Raw genomic sequence first — 14,400 nt, 5'->3', positions numbered from 1 at the left:
AGGTGAGACGATTCATCGGGTATGTCCGTTATCCGAGACGCGGAGACGCCGGGACCTCGTCGTAGACCTCGCCGGGGAGCCGGACGGTCACGACGAGGCCGTCCTCGGGTCGCGCGGCGAGCGTGACGGAACCGCCGTGGGCGCCCACCACGGCGCGGACGATCGACAGCCCGAGCCCGCTCCCCGTGCCGTCGCCGGTGCGCTCGCCGCCCAGCCGCCGGAAGGGCTCGAACAGGCCCGGGAGGTCGTCGGGCGCGACGGGCGGACCGGGGTCGACGACCTCGAGCACGGCGTCGCCGCCGGCGTCGGACCGCGTGGCGACCCGCACCCAGCCGTCGTGGCGGAGGTTGTAGCGCTCGGCGTTCTCGACGAGGTTGCGCACGAGCTGCTCGAGCAGCAGCGGGTCGCCGGACGTCGGAGCCTCGTCGCACGACGCCTCGATCCGGACGGCGGGGGTCGTGCTGGGCGTCGTCGCGACCACCGCGTACGCGGCGCTGCGCGCGTGGCCGACCCACGTCCCGGCCTGGGCGTCGCTCGGCGGCCTCGCCGCGACCGTCGTCGTCGGCGTGGTCGCGGGCCTCTACCCGGCCGAGCGCGCGGCGCGGCTCTCACCGACGGAGGCCCTGGCCGTCCGGTGAGCGCCAGCCCGCGAGGACGCGGTCGAGCGCCGCGCGGCCCGCGGGCCCCCAGTGGGCCTTGCCGCCGGGCAGCCCGCGGTCCCCGTTCTGCCCCATGAGCAGGAGGAAGAGGGCCTTGAGCGCCGCCAGCCCGCGGGCGCGCCGGACCGTCGCGTCGTCGGCGCGCCCGTAGGCGTCGAGGAAGCGCGCGGCGGTGCCCGCGGGCAGCAGCACCCAGGCGGCGGCGAGGTCCCACGCGGGGTCGCCCGCGAACAGGTCGCCGAAGTCGACGACGCCCGCGAGCGTCCCGTCCGCGACGAGGACGTTCGCGGGGTGCAGGTCCCCGTGCACCCACACGGGCGGCCCCTCCCACGCGGTGGCCGCGACGGCGTCGGCCCAGACCGCCCGGACGTCGGCGGCGTCGTCGGGGGCGACGGCGCGCAGGAACCCCTCGAAGCCGTCCGTGGCGTCGCGGGGGTGGGCGCCCCGGTCCGTGGACGTCGGCGCGTCGGCGGGCGCAGCGACGTGCAGCGCCCGGAGGAAGCCCGCCAGCGCGTCGGCGGCGTGCGCGCCCCGGGTGATCGTGCCGTGGTCCAGCGGCTCGCCGGGAACCCAGGTCATCACGGTCCAGTGCCGTGGGAGGCGCGCGGACGGCTCGCCGCACCGCACCGGCGTCGGCACGGGGAGCGGGAGGTGCGGCGCGAGCATGGGCAGCCACCGCCGTTCCTTGAGCTGGGGCTCCGGCGTCGGGTCCATGCGCTGCACCCGGACGGCCAGGTCGTCGCCGAGCCGCCACATCTGGTTTCCCCAGCCGCCCGCGACCTCGCGGAGCGGCAGCGCGGCGAGGTCGGGGTGCTGCGCCGCGAGCGCCTCGCGGACGAGGTCGGCGGTGATCGGGGTCTCCGTGGCGCTCATCGCGCCCACGGTACTGACGCGGCGACCCTACGCGGCGACGTCACCCTTCAGGGTGTCGCGGGCCGCGACCGAGTGGCGGTAGCCGTAGAACGCGTAGATCACCAGGCCCACGACGACCCAGCCGAGGAACCGGAGCCACGTGAGGGTCGTGAGGTTCGCCATGAGCCACAGGCACGCGACGCCGGACACGATCGGCAGCACGGGCGACCACGGGACCTTGAACGAGCGCTTCAGGTCGGGCCGCGAGCGGCGCAGGACCGGGATGCCGAAGCTCACGAGGACGAACGCCGAGAGCGTCCCGATGTTGATCATCTCCTCGAGCAGCTCCACCTGGGACAGCCCGGCGATGAGCGCGACGACGATCCCCACCCCCACCTGGAGGCGGATCGGCGTGTGGTACCGGTGCGAGGTCCGGGAGATGCCGCGAGGGAGGAGGCCGTCGCGGCTCATCGCGAAGACGACGCGCGTGAGCCCGAGGAGCAGCACCATGATCACCGTCGTCAGGCCGACGAGGATGCCCACGGAGATGACCCGTCCGGCCCAGTCGGCGCCCACGAGGATGAACGCCGTCGTGAGCGACGGCGCGTCGGACTCCGCGAGCTCGGTGTACGACACCATGCCCGTCACGACGAGCGTCACGAGGATGTACAGGACCGTGACGATCGCGAGGCCGCCGAGGATGCCGCGCGGGAGCGTGCGCTGCGGGTCCTTGGCCTCCTCGGCCGTGGTCGCGACGACGTCGAACCCGATGAACGCGAAGAACACGAGCGCGGCGCCCGCGAGCAGGCCCATGACGCCGTACGTCGTGGGCTCGAGCCCCGTGAGGAAGCCGACGAGCGGCTGCTCGAGCGCGGTCTGCTCCGGCGCGGGCTGGGCGGGCGGCACGAACGGCGAGTAGTTCGACGCGTCGACGAAGAAGAACCCGACGACGATGACGAACAGCGTGATGCCGACCTTGATGACGGTGAACACGCTGTTGACGCGCGTGCTGAGCTTGGTGCCGATCGCGAGCAGCGTGGTGAACACCGCGACGATGAACACCGGGCCCCACTCGAGGTCGACCGGACCGATCGGGACGGTCAGCGGCAGGTCGATGCCGAACAGCCCGAACGCGTCACCGAGGTAGACGCCCCAGAACTTCGCGATGACCGCCGACGCGAGCAGCATCTCCAGGATGAGGTCCCACCCGATGATCCACGCGACGAGCTCGCCCATGGTCGCGTAGGAGAACGTGTACGCCGACCCGGCGACGGGGATCGCGGAGGCGAACTCGGCGTAGCACATGACGGCCAGGGCGCACACGATCGACGCGATGACGAACGAGACGATGACGCTGGGCCCGGCGTAGTTCGCGGCTGCCGTCGCGCCGACGGAGAAGATGCCCGCGCCGACCGCGACCGCGACCCCCAGGACCGCGAGGTCCCAGGACGTCAGGCTGCGCTTGAGCGAGCGCTCCGGGTCGTCGATCGCCGCGAGCGAGTCCTCGACGGACTTGCGACGGAACAGGCCGGTCCTCGTGGCCACGGGTGCGCCTCCCCGGCGTCGGTGACAGGTCCGTCCATTGAACCGGTCCCGTGCCCTCGTCGCGCGGCGGGCGGCCCGGCGTGGTGTCCCGGGCCGACGGCGGTCAGGCCGGGTGCCAGCGCGCTCCCCAACGGCGGGTCAGGCGACCGCCCGACGTCGCGGCGTGGGCGCGCACGCCGGCCTCCACCGCGTCGGCGACCGTGTGCGCGGCGGCGTCCGTGTCGGCGAGGAAGCGGACGGTGACGCGCGCCTCGCCGCGCACGACGCCGACGTCGTACGCCTCGACCGTCGTCAGGTCGCGCGCCGCGGCCGCAGCGGCGGGCAGCACGGCCTCGGGGTCGGCGCCCGGGCGCAGCAGGCCCACGGCGAGGGTCACGCGGTACGACGGCACGGCTCAGCCGAGCTCCGGGAGACCGGCCTCGTCGCACGGGTCGAGGTCGACCGGGCCGGACACGTCGAGGCGGACCAGGTCGCCGTCGGCGGTGACGCGCACCGACCACCCCGCCGGGTCCTCGGCCTCGACCGAGGCGGACCCGCCGTGCTCGGCCTCGACGACGCCCGAGGGTGCGCCGAAACCGTGCTCGTCGAGCACCGGGGCGATCGCGTCGGGGACGTCCGCGAGCAGGCCGTACGCGTCCGCGCCCCCCGGCGTGGCCCGGGCGTCGGGAAGGAAGACGACGCAGCGACCGTCGTCCTGCGCCGTCGCCGAGGCGCCCCCGTCGTCGTCGGCCCAGCCGTCCGCGCCGTAGACGTCCTGGACGGCGGCGAGGACGTCCTGCCGGGCCTCCTCGTACCCCGCGACGGCGTCCGGTGCGGGCGGCGGCTCCGTCGGCTCGGCGTCGCCGCCGCACGCGGCGAGCGTGGCGAGGGCGCCCAGCGCGAGCACCGCCCCGGCGGTGCGCGTCGTCGCGCCCCGGCGCGGTGTCGTGGCCTGCTCCGTCATGGTCCCCCTCGGTCGTCGCGTGCGTCGTCCGCGGGGGACGCTACCAGCGCGCACCGACCCGAGGTCAGAGGTGCGGCCCGCGCGGGGATGGGGAGCGCGCCCCATGGACCCGTGTCGGCGGACGGCGGTACCGTCTCGGCGACCTGCGGGCGAGGGGGAGAGCATGAGCGGGATGTACGGGGCGGACGTCGCACAGCTGCGACAGCTCGGACAGCGGTTGTCCGAGGCCGCCGACAGGTTGACGTCGCTGCGCGGCGAGCTCGACGCGCTGGTGACGTCGAGCCCCTGGGAGGGGCCGGACGGCGACGCGCTGCGCGGCGAGTGGTCCACGTCGCACGGCCCGGCCGTCGCGGCGGTCGGGGCGGTCCTCGGCGACGCGGCGACCGCCGTCGTGCGCCAGGCGGACCAGCAGGAGAGCGCGAGCACCGACGGCGCTGGCGGGTCCGGTGGCGGCTCCGGCGGGGGCGGCGGCGACCGCAGCACCCCGGGCGAGGACGGCGACCGGCCCGGGGACCCGGGCCTCACCGACGACCTCGGCGACTACGAGGACGTCCCGCCGATCGACCTCGAGAACGAGGACTTCTCGCTCGACGACATCAACCAGGGCCAGGTCGGGGACTGCTGGTTCCTCGCCGGCCTGGGCGCCGTCGCGACGACCGACCCGGAGTTCCTGCGCGAGCACATCCGGCTCAACGACGACGGCACGTACACCGTGACGATGTACAAGGACGGCGAGCCGGTCGAGATCGTCGTGGAGGCGACGGTCCCGGAGAACGGCGTCGGCGGCCAGAACGGCGAGCCGAACTGGGTGTCGATCTACGAGAAGGCGGCGGCCGAGTACTTCGGCGGCGACTACGAGGACATCGACGGCGGGCACTCCGACGACGCGTTCGAGGCGATCACCGGCCGCCCCGCCGAGCGGTCGGGCGAGCTCAGCCTCTCCGACATCCAGGACCGGCTGAAGGACGGGCCCGTCGCCGTGGGCACCGAGGACGACGACGCGTTCTGGTGGTGGGAGGACGAGGTCGACGACAGCCGGATCGTGCCCAACCACGCCTACGTCGTCACCGAGGTCAAGGAGATCGACGGCGAGATGAAGATCCACGTCGTCAACCCGTGGGGACCGGGTGGCGGCACCCTGGACGGCGAGCAGAAGGTCGGCGACCTGTGGCTCACCGAGCAGGAGTACAAGGAGAACTTCGACTCCGTCTACTCGGGAGGCTGACGCATGGCAGGCAACGACGAGGTGCGCCGGGCGCGCGTGCCGCAGGGAGCGCAGGCGGAGTTCGCCGACGTGCGGGTGGGCGTGATGCGCGTCGGCGTCGGCGCGGGGCGCGCGCTCGCGCAGCTCGCGGTCCGCTCGCCGCGCGGCGAGGACGTCCTGCGGGCCGACCTCGGGGACGCGATCGACCTGCACGGCGCGGGCATGCTCCACGTCGACGACGTGGAGGGCGAGCCGGGGAGCTCGGGCGGGGCCGTGACGTTCACCTTCACGCCCGCCTGAGGCGAGCCGTCGGCCCGGGCTCTCAGCCCGCGGCGTCGACGGCGAGCACGGCGACGAGGAAGTCGGCGTCCGGGGTCCACGGGCGCAGGTCCCACGTCGCGAGGGCGACGTCGAGGCGCAGCCCCGCCTCCGCGGCGTCGGCCAGGAACCGCTCGGGCGCGTAGCCGCGCCCGGTGCCGAAGCCGACGACGGCGCGACCGTCCGGGGCGAGGTGCGCCCGGAAGCGGCGCAGGACCTCGACCTCGGTGCCCGGCGCCAGGAACGTCACGACGTTGCCCGCGCACACGATCGCGTCGAACGGCTCGGTGACGCCCTCGGCGGGCAGGTCGAGCTCGGCGAGGTCGCCCACCCGCCAGTCGGGCCCCGGGTGGTCGGCGCGCGCCGCCTCGACCAGCACCGGGTCGACGTCGACCCCGACGACCGTGTGGCCGCGCGCGAACAGCTCTGCGCCCACGCGCCCCGGCCCGCACCCGGCGTCGAGCACGCGCGACCCGCGGGGCAGCATGGCGTCGACCAGGCGTGCCTCGCCGGCGAGGTCGGCGCCGCGTGCGGCCATCGCCCGGAAGCGTTCGACGTACCAGGCGGAGTGGGACGGGTCGGCCGCGGTCTTCTGCTCCCAGCGCGAGGGACGGGTGGCGCTCATGCCGCCGACGCTACCCGTGCGGGGTGAGACCGGTCCCGTGACCTTGGTCCCCGGTGTCCTCGGCCACGTCGCGCTGAGAGAATCGAGGGATGTCTCCCGCAGCGCCCGCCTCGCCGACCGCCCACCCCACGTCTCCCGGTGCGGGGCCCGTGACCGCCCTCGCGAGCAGCGCCCCGACCGGCGAGGTCCTCGCGGTGTGCCGCGTGCACGCCCTCCTGCCGGACGCCGGCCCCGTCGGCGTCACGGCGATCGACAAGCGGCCCGTCGACGGGCCGGTGAAGGTCCGACGCCTCGGCCTCTACGCCGACCTCCAGGCCGACCGCGCGAACCACGGGGGCGAGGAGCAGGCCGTGTACGCGTACGGCCAGGACGACGCCGACTGGTGGGTCGGGCAGCTCCGGCGCGAGGTCCCGCCGGGACTGTTCGGCGAGAACCTGCGGGTGCGGGGCATCCCCGTGAGCGAGGCGGTCGTCGGGGAGCGCTGGTCCGTGGGCACGGCGCTGCTCGAGGTCACCCAGCCCCGCACGCCGTGCTCGACGTTCGCGCGGCGGCTCGGGGAGGACAGGTGGGTCAAGCGCTTCACCGTCGCGAACCGGACCGGCGCGTACCTGCGGGTCGTGCGGAACGGCGAGCTGCAGGCGGGGGACGCGGTGACGGTCTGCTACCGGCCCGAGCACGGCGTGACGCTCGCCGACTGGTTCGGGGCGTGGAACGCGCGCGGTGCGGACCCGGAGCGTGCCGCCGACGTCGCGCGCCGCCTGCTCGTCGCGCACCTCGAGGGCGACATCGCGCTGACCGACGAGATGCTGGCGCGCGCCGAGGTCGCGGCCGGGCGGCGCATCGAGGACTGAGCGGACACGCGCCCCACCTGCGGCGACACGGCCGCGAGCCGGGTGGGACGAGTTCATCCGGACCGCTGACAAACCGGCGGTGCTCCACTACGCTCCCTGCTGAGCGCTCACTCGTATCAATGTCGATCAAGCAGGGAGCACGACATGAAGAAGTTCCTCAGCTCCGCCCTCGTGGCAGGTCTCCTCGCGACCGGTGCGGTCGCCCTGACCGCCCCCGCGGCCTCCGCCGCCGTCGTCGGGTGCAGCGTCTCCGGGCCCAGCGTGTCCGGGACCACCGCGCGGGTGACGAACATCAACTGCACGTACGCGCGCGTGGTCGTCAAGTACGTCAGCAACGGCACCGTGCGCACGTCGTACGGGGCGTGGGTCGCGGCGGGTCACACCTCGACGGCGTACGTCCCGTCGATCTCGGCGATCGTCTCGCTCTCCGCGGACGGCAGCCGCTGACCCTCCGGCACCGGCCACGCACGGCCCGCCGACGCTCTCGCAGCGCGTCGGCGGGCCGTGCGGTCAGCGCTCCGCGCGCGGGATGCGAGGGGCGCGCGGGCCGCGCGGCGGCTCGTTCGGCGGCCACTCGCCGTCGTCGGAGCCGTCGTCGGCGGTGAAGAGCAGGTCGTGCAGGCGGACCTGCACGTTCTCGACGTCGGGCACGTCGTGCAGGTTCAGCCCCGGCTTGTCCGTCGCGTCCGAGATGACGAGCGTCCCGCAGCCGAAGATCCGGTCGATCGGGCCCTTCTCGTAGTTCACGTCGTTGATGCGGTACAGGGGGATGTCCCGCCCGGTGCGCGTGATGATGCCCGAGCGCATCGCGATGCGCTTGTTCGTCACGGTGTACTCCGTGGTCCGCCAGCGCAGCCACGGCACGAACACCCAGACGACCGCCGCGACGAGGGCGAGGCCCGCGACGACCCAGCGGACGACGTCGATCGGGACGAGCACGACCGTCACGACGACCGCCGCGACGAGGACGACCAGCAGCACGAACGGCCAGAACAGCGCCTTCGCGTGCTCCTTGAGCTCCATGACGACGTGCTCGCCCTCGGTGAGGTGCTTCTCGCTCAGACCCATGGGCAGCATCGTGCCATCTCGCGGTCCGCACGGGGAGGGCCGTCCCGGCGGTCGGCTCGCCGGGTCTCAGGCCTGGGCGGAGAGGTTCCAGCCCTCGACCGTGCGCAGCCCGTGGCCGTAGCCCAGCAGGCAGATCGCGGCCGTGCCGAGCTCGAACCGCGCGCCCAGCCCCGGGTCGATCCCGAGCCACACGGTCGCGAGGACGCGCAGCAGGTGCCCGTGGGCGAACAGCACGACGTCGTCGCCGCCCTGCAGCGTCGGCTCGACGCGGCCGAGCACGCGTCCGGCCCGGTCGGCCACCGCGGAGAGCTCCTCGCCCCGGTGCCCGTTCGCGGCGGCGAGCACGTTGACGCCGTCGCGGAAGATCAGCCACTCGTGGCCGAGCTGTTCGCCGACGTCGACGGCGGTCCGGCCCTCGACGGGGCCGTAGTCCCACTCGGCGAGGTCGTCGTCGGTCACCGCGTCGGGGAACCCGGCGAGGTCGGCGGTGCGTCGTGCGCGCTGGCGCGGGCTCGTGCGCACGACGGCGGGGCGGCGCCCGCGGCGGTCCGCCCACCCCTGCAGCCACACGCCCGCCGCGACGGCCTGCTGCTCGCCGGCGACCGTGAGCGGGATGTCGGACCGGCCGGTGTGGCGGCCGCTCGCGCTCCACTCCGTCTCCCCGTGGCGCACGAGGACGAGCTGCGGATCGGGGGTGGTGTCGGTCGTGGTCACGGGTCGGCCTTCCTGGTGGTGTCCTCCAGCAGCATCACCCCGGGACGCCCGGAGCGCGCGTCGGCCCGGTCAGCCGGGGACGCCGTCGACCCCGTTGATCGCGAGGAACACGACGAGGGCGCCGAGCAGGACGACGGCGATCCCGGTCGCGACGAGCAGGACGGTACGGGGACGGACGCGCACGAGGACTCCGGGGGACGGGGGACGGGCCGAACCCATTCTCGCGCGCAGGCGTCGGTGGGTCCGGCTAGCGTCGAGCGGACACCGACGGGCGCGCGGCGACGGCGCCGCGGGGAGGGGAGCGAGATGGTGCACGAGACGGCGGACGGGGAGATCGCGTACGGGAGCCCCGAGTTCGACTGGTCGATCCTCACGGTCCCGACGACGCTCGCGGTCGTGCGCGGCCAGCTCGGGTTCTCGTGGCTCGAGGTCGCGGAACGGCTCGCGACGCTGACGCAGGCGGAGCTCGAGTGGGAGCCGGGGCCGGACGCGCTGCGCGTCGTGCGTCGCGGCACGGAGCGCACGTCGCGCACGCTCGGGGTCGGCGACTGGGTGATGGAGTGGCCCGACGGGCCGGACTCGCCGCAGCCGCGGACGATCGCGTGGCTCGTCGCGCACCTCACTGAGGCGTTCTTCGAGCGGTGGGAGTGGACGTTCGGGCCGCACGAGCGCCGCCGCGACTCCGTGACGTTCTCGGGCGAGGTCGGACCGGCGGTCGCGGGGTTGCGGCACGAGGTGGACCGGTGGCGGGCCGGGGTGGACGCGCTGCCGGACGAGGGGGCGTTCACGGTCGGGCTGAGCCAGGCGACGGAGATCGACGCGCAGGCGCCGTTCGTCCACCTCGTCGCGCACATGAACCGCGAGCTGATCCACCACGGCGCGGAGATCATGGTGCTGCAGGACCTCTACCGTGCGGCGAACGTCACGCCGTGACGAGGTCCGCGAGGGAATCGTGCGGTCGTCCAGATGGTTGAACGGTCACATGACCACGAACAGCCCCGCCGCGGCCGACGCGTCGGCCCCCACGGTGAAGATCGACATCTGGTCCGACGTCGCGTGCCCCTGGTGCTACGTCGGCAAGCGACGCCTCGAGACGGCGCTCGGCCGGCTCGCCGAGGCCGGTGACGGCCCGCAGGTCGACATCGAGTACCACTCGTTCGAGCTGGCGCCGGACACTCCCGTCGACTTCGACGGCACCGAGGTGGACTTCCTCGCGGGGCACAAGGGCATGCCCCGCGCGCAGGTCGAGCAGATGCTCGGGCAGATGACGCAGCTCGCCGCGGCCGAGGGCCTGGCCTACGACTTCGACGCGCTCCAGCACACCAAGACGCTCACCGCCCACGAGCTGCTGCACCACGCGAAGGCGCACGGCAAGCAGGTCGAGATGAAGGAGCGCCTCCTCAAGGCGTACTTCGAGGAGGGCCGCCACGTGGGCCGCGTCCAGGAGCTCGCGGACCTCGCGGCGGAGGTCGGTCTCGACCGCGCCGAGGTCGTCGCGGCTCTGGAGGACGGCCGCTACGCGGACGACGTGCAGGCGGACATCGACCAGGCGCGCGCCTACGGGATCAACGGGGTGCCGTTCTTCGTCGTCGACGGCCGGTACGGCGTCTCGGGGGCCCAGGACCCGGCGGTCTTCGTCCAGGTGCTGCAGCAGGCCGTCGCGGAGCGCGACGCCGCCTGAGCTGTCCGCTCTGCGAGATCAGGTACGGAGAGCGACGTATCTCACACCCCGGTGCGGTGGACCTGCGACTCGGTATCACCGAGACTGGGAGCAGCCCGCACCGACGCCGGCTCCACACGTGCACCGGCGCCCGTGATCCCACGAGGAGGCCTCAGATGACCGACACCACGACGAACCTCTACCACTCCATCGCGAACCCGCGCCGCACCACGCTCATGAGCGTGAACGCCGCGGACGCGGCCGCCCCGCACCGCGAGACCGCGCCGTCGCTCACGCTGGTCGGCGCGGACGACGCCGCGGTCTGCGTCGACGGGGTGTGCGCGCTCCCCGAGTAACACCGTGCGTGCGTGAAACGGTCGCCGGAACGGCAGGTTCCGGCGACTCTTTCATGCCCCCGGCGAGGTGCGCGGGCCGTCAGTGCAGGCGGTGGTCCTGGATCGAGAGGCGTGGGCCGCGCCGCGGGGCGTGCGCCCTGCCCGAGAGCTCCAGGAGCCGGACGACGCGGTAGCGGTGCGGCGAGTACGGCGCGAGGAGCTCGAGCATCCGGTCGTCGTCGACGCGCTCGCCGACGAGCGCCCAGCCCACCGCCTTGGCGAGGTGATAGTCGCCCACGGACACGGCGTCGGCGTCGCCGAGCGCGCGCTGCGCGACCTCGGCCGCGGTCCAGACGCCCACGCCCGGGACGGCCTGGAGCCGGGCGTGCGCGGCGGCGGCGCCCTGCGCGTCGAGCAGCGCGCCGCACTCCTCGAGCCGGCGGGCGACGCCCGCGGCGGCGACGACGGTCCGCGCGCGGCCCGGGTCGACGTTCGCCCGGTGCCAGTCCCACGTCGGGACGCGAGCCCACGTGGCGGCGTCGGGCACGACGAGCATCCCGGCGTCGCCCGCGGGCCCCGGGGCTCGCTCGCCGTACTTGCGCAGGAGCCAGCCCCACGATCGCCACGCGGCGACCGTCTGGACGCGCTGCTCGAGGATCGCCGGGACGAGCGCCTCCAGCACGCGACCGGTGCGGGGGATGCGCAGCCCGGTGGCGCGGCGGTGCGCGTCGCGCAGGGGCGCGGGCGGGACGAAGCCGGTGTCGTCGTCGTGCTCGCCCAGCAGGTGGGGGAGGGCGTCGAGCGCCTCCTGGGCGCCCGGCCCCCAGGCGTGACCGACGACGTCGCGCGGCCCGGTCTGCACGAGGCGGCACGTCGCGGGACCGGCGGGCATCCGCGTCGTGCGCCAGACGTCCCCGGACGGCGTGCGGCGGAACGTCGGGTCGTACGGCCCGCGGGAGAGCCGACCGAGCGTGAGGTGCAGGTCCAGGGGCCGGTCCGACCGGACGCGCCGGACGAGCGGTTCACCGACCACGGCGTACACGACCGGGACGGGACCGTCGCCGACCGCGAGCTCGGCCGGCGCTGGGACCGGGCTCGGGCGCGGGTTCGGGCTCGGCAGGACGGTCACCGGACCATCGTCGCACCCGCCGCCGACGGCCCAGCAGGATCCGTCGCCGCCGCGAGCTGTGCCGCGAGCCCTGCCCGGTCGATCTGCATCCAGTACTCCACCACGCGGTCGTCCGCGACACGGTAGACGCAGCTCGCGACCTGCACGACCTCCGCCCCGGTCGGCGCGCGACCGTCCACCTCGCCGACGTGGCGGCCGCGCTGGGTCCAGCGGACGTACACGCGGTCGCCGTCCGCGAGGAGCTCGTCGACCGTCAGGGTGAAGCGCCCGTACGCGGCGCGCATCTCCTCGACGTGCTCGGCGTACTGCGCGGGAGTCCGGTGCACCGTCGTCGGCGCCTCCGACGTCACCTGGTGCGCCGCGACGAGGGGCGCGAAGTACTCGCCCGCGCGGGCCGGGTCGTCGCCCGAGCGCACGACGGCGAAGAACTCACGGACGAGGTCGGCAGGGGTTCGTGTCGTCACGGACCCATCATGCGCGACCGCGAGCCCGCCCCGAGCGTCAGTCGAACAGGGTGTCCATGTCCCACGCGGGCTCCGGCGTCGGCTGCTTGGGCGCCGGGGCGTGCGCGGCGGAAGCCGTGGCGTGCGCCGGCCCGGTCGCGCGGCCGGCCGGGCGCGTGGGATCGCCGAGCTCGGGGACGAGCGTGCCGTCGAGGTCGCCCCGGCCCGCGGCCCAGTCCTGGGCGGCGAGGCCCGCGAGCTGGTCGGCGCGCTCGTTGAACGGGTCGCCGACGTGGCCGCGCACCCAGCGGAACCGGACGGGCCCGGCGCGCTCGGTGATGACCCGGTCGATCGCCTGGACGAGCTCGAGGTTCTTCACGGGCTGGCCGCCCGCGGTGCGCCACCCCTTGCGCTTCCAGGCGACGACCCACTCGGACGCGCACTTGATGGCGTACTGCGAGTCGGACTCGATGAGGAGCGGCTCCGCACCGGGGTGCGCGCGGACCGCCTGGAGCAGCGCGGTCAGCTCGGCGACCTGGTTGGTCCCGCTCACGGCGCCGCCGGAGTCGAACGTGCCGTCGTGGTTGATCCACGCCCACCCGATGGCGCCGCCCGGGTTGCTCAGGCACGAGCCGTCGGTGCTGACAGTGATCACAGCGCTCCTCGATCACGGACGTCCCCGCCCGCCGGCTGCGGCGCGGGGAGGCGAATGCGTCGAGCCACATTGTCCCCCGGACCGGAGGGTCGCCGGACCACCTGTCCGCGGGCGCCCGGTCGGGGTCGCCTCAGGGGAGAACCGGGGGGATACCCCATGGTGCCGGGCGGTCGCGCGGTCGAGGCTGGGACGCATGGTCGCGTGGGTCGTGGAGCTGTGGGGACAGGTCGAGGCGTGGCTGCTCGCGCTCGTCGACTCGGTGTGGGCGCTGCCGACGCTGTTCGCGACGACCGCGGGGGACGGGTTCTTCCCGCCGATCCCCGGCGAGACCGTGATCGTCATGCTCGCCGTGGGGGCGCAGTCCGGCGGGGGCGTCGCCTGGGGGCTCGTCCTGCTCGTCGCGGCGCTCGGCGCCTGGTGCGGCGACCAGCTCGCCTACGCGCTCGGCCGGGCGGTCGGCACGCGCGCGCTGCCGGTGCTGCGCGGCTCCCGCGGTCAGCGCGCCGTCGCCTGGGCGACCCGCTCCCTCGACCGGCGCGGCGCGTCCGTCGTCCTGGGCGCGCGGTTCGTGCCCGTCGGGCGGACGGCGGTCAACGTGACCGCGGGTGCCGTGGGCTTCTCGCGCCGGCGCTTCATGGCGCTGTCCGCCGTCGCGTCGGTCGCGTGGGCCACCTACTCGGTCCTCATCGGCACGCTCGCCGCCGCGTGGGTGGGCGACAGCCCGCTCCTCGCCGTCGTGGTGGGGGTCGTCGGCGGGATCCTCCTCGGTGTCCTCGTCGACACGGTGGTCCGCCTCCGGGCGGCCCGTCGCGAGCGGGACACCGACCTGGCGGCCGGACCCGCCCCGAGCCCGGCACCCGGTGCCGGCACCCCGGAGACGGACGCCGCGCTGGTCACGTGCCCTGGCCCGGCGCGGTAGGCCCGTCGCACGACGGCGCCGCCCGGTGCGACGGACAGCAGGAGGGCCCCGGTCGACGACCGGGGCCCTCCTGCACGTCAGCGGTCGGTCAGGACACGCCGAGCAGGTCGATGACGAAGATCAGCGTCTTGCCGGACAGGCGGTGGCCGCCGCCCGCGGGGCCGTAGGCGAGCTCCGGCGGCACGACGAGCTTGCGCCGCCCGCCGACCTTCATCCCGGGGATGCCCTGCTGCCAGCCGGCGATGAGGCTGCGCAGCGGGAAGTTGATCGACTGCCCGCGGTTCCACGAGGCGTCGAACTCCTCGCCCGTCTCGTACTCGACGCCGAGGTAGTGCACGTTCACGGTCGCGCCCGGCGTCGCCTCGGGGCCGTCACCGACGGTGATGTCCTCGACGACGAGCTCGGTGGGCGCGGGGCCCTCCGGCGCGTCGACCTCGGGGCGGGACAGCTCGTTCTCTCCAGTGGTCATGGTCCGATCCA

General features: G+C 74.8%; 21 protein-coding genes. 9 read left to right on the top strand and 12 right to left on the bottom strand.

What is annotated here, in order from left to right:
* Nucleotides 1-28: 28 nt before the first annotated feature.
* The gene (locus NHH00_RS16745) at nucleotides 29-481 is read right to left on the bottom strand and encodes a sensor histidine kinase (protein ID WP_253054335.1); all 453 of its coding nucleotides are present in this window, start codon (nucleotides 479-481) and stop codon (nucleotides 29-31) included.
* Between NHH00_RS16745 and NHH00_RS16740 the strand changes: the two genes are divergently transcribed.
* On the top strand, nucleotides 459-638 hold the full coding sequence (locus tag NHH00_RS16740; RefSeq protein WP_253054333.1) for a hypothetical protein: 180 nt from the start codon (nucleotides 459-461) through the stop codon (nucleotides 636-638). The two genes, NHH00_RS16745 and NHH00_RS16740, sit on opposite strands and share 23 nt — an antisense overlap.
* On the opposite strand, the gene NHH00_RS16735 is transcribed toward NHH00_RS16740, so the two are convergent.
* From NHH00_RS16735 to NHH00_RS16720, 4 genes are all read right to left on the bottom strand, one after another.
* Nucleotides 609-1,532: an aminoglycoside phosphotransferase family protein gene (locus tag NHH00_RS16735; RefSeq protein WP_253054331.1), complete on the bottom strand. Its 924-nt coding sequence runs from the start codon at nucleotides 1,530-1,532 to the stop codon at nucleotides 609-611. The genes NHH00_RS16740 and NHH00_RS16735 overlap by 30 nt on opposite strands.
* A gap of 27 nt (nucleotides 1,533-1,559) precedes the next feature.
* A complete protein-coding gene (locus NHH00_RS16730) occupies nucleotides 1,560-3,056 on the bottom strand; it encodes an amino acid permease (protein ID WP_253054329.1) in 1,497 nt (498 codons plus the stop codon).
* A gap of 103 nt (nucleotides 3,057-3,159) precedes the next feature.
* Nucleotides 3,160-3,447, bottom strand: coding sequence for a hypothetical protein (locus tag NHH00_RS16725; RefSeq protein WP_253054322.1), 288 nt, complete (start codon nucleotides 3,445-3,447; stop codon nucleotides 3,160-3,162).
* A 3-nt stretch (nucleotides 3,448-3,450) separates the two neighbouring features.
* Entirely contained in the window at nucleotides 3,451-3,999 is a 549-nt protein-coding gene (locus NHH00_RS16720; RefSeq protein ID WP_253054319.1) for a hypothetical protein, read from the bottom strand.
* 163 nt (nucleotides 4,000-4,162) lie between these two features.
* On the opposite strand from NHH00_RS16720, the gene NHH00_RS16715 reads away from it, so the two are divergent.
* Together NHH00_RS16715 and NHH00_RS16710 are read left to right on the top strand one after the other, a co-directional pair.
* Nucleotides 4,163-5,224 carry a C2 family cysteine protease gene (locus NHH00_RS16715; RefSeq protein WP_253054317.1) on the top strand — a complete coding sequence of 354 codons (1,062 nt, stop codon included), beginning with the start codon at nucleotides 4,163-4,165 and terminating at the stop codon, nucleotides 5,222-5,224.
* 3 nt (nucleotides 5,225-5,227) lie between these two features.
* Entirely contained in the window at nucleotides 5,228-5,503 is a 276-nt protein-coding gene (locus NHH00_RS16710; RefSeq protein WP_087470109.1) for a hypothetical protein, read from the top strand.
* A 22-nt stretch (nucleotides 5,504-5,525) separates the two neighbouring features.
* Here NHH00_RS16710 and NHH00_RS16705 read toward each other — a convergent pair whose 3' ends face one another.
* Nucleotides 5,526-6,146 carry a class I SAM-dependent methyltransferase gene (locus NHH00_RS16705; RefSeq protein WP_253054312.1) on the bottom strand — a complete coding sequence of 207 codons (621 nt, stop codon included), beginning with the start codon at nucleotides 6,144-6,146 and terminating at the stop codon, nucleotides 5,526-5,528.
* An 89-nt stretch (nucleotides 6,147-6,235) separates the two neighbouring features.
* Here NHH00_RS16705 and NHH00_RS16700 point away from each other — a divergent pair, with 89 nt between their 5' ends.
* Together NHH00_RS16700 and NHH00_RS16695 are read left to right on the top strand one after the other, a co-directional pair.
* On the top strand, nucleotides 6,236-6,997 hold the full coding sequence (locus NHH00_RS16700) for an MOSC domain-containing protein (protein ID WP_253054310.1): 762 nt from the start codon (nucleotides 6,236-6,238) through the stop codon (nucleotides 6,995-6,997).
* Between the two features lie 144 nt (nucleotides 6,998-7,141).
* Nucleotides 7,142-7,444, top strand: coding sequence for a hypothetical protein (locus NHH00_RS16695; RefSeq protein ID WP_253054306.1), 303 nt, complete (start codon nucleotides 7,142-7,144; stop codon nucleotides 7,442-7,444).
* Between the two features lie 63 nt (nucleotides 7,445-7,507).
* Here NHH00_RS16695 and NHH00_RS16690 read toward each other — a convergent pair whose 3' ends face one another.
* Entirely contained in the window at nucleotides 7,508-8,065 is a 558-nt protein-coding gene (locus NHH00_RS16690; protein ID WP_253054304.1) for a PH domain-containing protein, read from the bottom strand.
* Nucleotides 8,066-8,131: 66 nt separating this feature from the next.
* The gene (locus tag NHH00_RS16685) at nucleotides 8,132-8,779 is read right to left on the bottom strand and encodes a histidine phosphatase family protein (protein ID WP_253054302.1); all 648 of its coding nucleotides are present in this window, start codon (nucleotides 8,777-8,779) and stop codon (nucleotides 8,132-8,134) included.
* 306 nt (nucleotides 8,780-9,085) lie between these two features.
* On the opposite strand from NHH00_RS16685, the gene NHH00_RS16680 reads away from it, so the two are divergent.
* From NHH00_RS16680 to NHH00_RS16670, 3 genes are all read left to right on the top strand, one after another.
* Nucleotides 9,086-9,712, top strand: a complete 627-nt coding sequence (locus NHH00_RS16680; RefSeq protein WP_253054300.1) for a DinB family protein — start codon at nucleotides 9,086-9,088, stop codon at nucleotides 9,710-9,712.
* A gap of 49 nt (nucleotides 9,713-9,761) precedes the next feature.
* Nucleotides 9,762-10,460, top strand: a complete 699-nt coding sequence (locus NHH00_RS16675; RefSeq protein WP_253054298.1) for a DsbA family oxidoreductase — start codon at nucleotides 9,762-9,764, stop codon at nucleotides 10,458-10,460.
* A 155-nt stretch (nucleotides 10,461-10,615) separates the two neighbouring features.
* Complete coding sequence (locus NHH00_RS16670; RefSeq protein ID WP_253054296.1) at nucleotides 10,616-10,795, top strand: hypothetical protein; 180 nt, start codon at nucleotides 10,616-10,618, stop codon at nucleotides 10,793-10,795.
* Nucleotides 10,796-10,874: 79 nt separating this feature from the next.
* Here NHH00_RS16670 and NHH00_RS16665 read toward each other — a convergent pair whose 3' ends face one another.
* The 3 genes from NHH00_RS16665 to NHH00_RS16655 are packed head-to-tail and all read right to left on the bottom strand — an operon-like array spanning nucleotide 10,875 to nucleotide 13,001.
* Nucleotides 10,875-11,903, bottom strand: a complete 1,029-nt coding sequence (locus NHH00_RS16665; RefSeq protein ID WP_253054294.1) for a DNA-3-methyladenine glycosylase family protein — start codon at nucleotides 11,901-11,903, stop codon at nucleotides 10,875-10,877.
* Complete coding sequence (locus tag NHH00_RS16660; RefSeq protein ID WP_253054292.1) at nucleotides 11,900-12,367, bottom strand: ester cyclase; 468 nt, start codon at nucleotides 12,365-12,367, stop codon at nucleotides 11,900-11,902. The genes NHH00_RS16665 and NHH00_RS16660 overlap by 4 nt, the downstream gene beginning before the upstream one ends.
* A 37-nt stretch (nucleotides 12,368-12,404) precedes the next feature.
* The gene (locus NHH00_RS16655) at nucleotides 12,405-13,001 is read right to left on the bottom strand and encodes a ribonuclease H family protein (protein ID WP_253054290.1); all 597 of its coding nucleotides are present in this window, start codon (nucleotides 12,999-13,001) and stop codon (nucleotides 12,405-12,407) included.
* A gap of 193 nt (nucleotides 13,002-13,194) precedes the next feature.
* Here NHH00_RS16655 and NHH00_RS16650 point away from each other — a divergent pair, with 193 nt between their 5' ends.
* Nucleotides 13,195-13,920: a DedA family protein gene (locus tag NHH00_RS16650; protein ID WP_253054288.1), complete on the top strand. Its 726-nt coding sequence runs from the start codon at nucleotides 13,195-13,197 to the stop codon at nucleotides 13,918-13,920.
* 88 nt (nucleotides 13,921-14,008) lie between these two features.
* Here the strand turns inward: NHH00_RS16650 and NHH00_RS16645 are convergent, their stop codons facing one another.
* A complete protein-coding gene (locus tag NHH00_RS16645; protein ID WP_087470098.1) occupies nucleotides 14,009-14,389 on the bottom strand; it encodes an FKBP-type peptidyl-prolyl cis-trans isomerase in 381 nt (126 codons plus the stop codon).
* Nucleotides 14,390-14,400: the final 11 nt, after the last annotated feature.

Origin of the sequence: Cellulosimicrobium cellulans, assembly GCF_024124905.1 — a bacterium.
Taxonomy (GTDB): Bacteria; Actinomycetota; Actinomycetes; order Actinomycetales; family Cellulomonadaceae; genus Cellulosimicrobium; species Cellulosimicrobium cellulans_G.
The sequence above is the reverse complement of the archived record's forward strand: the minus strand, read 5'-3'. Positions and strand labels throughout refer to the sequence as shown.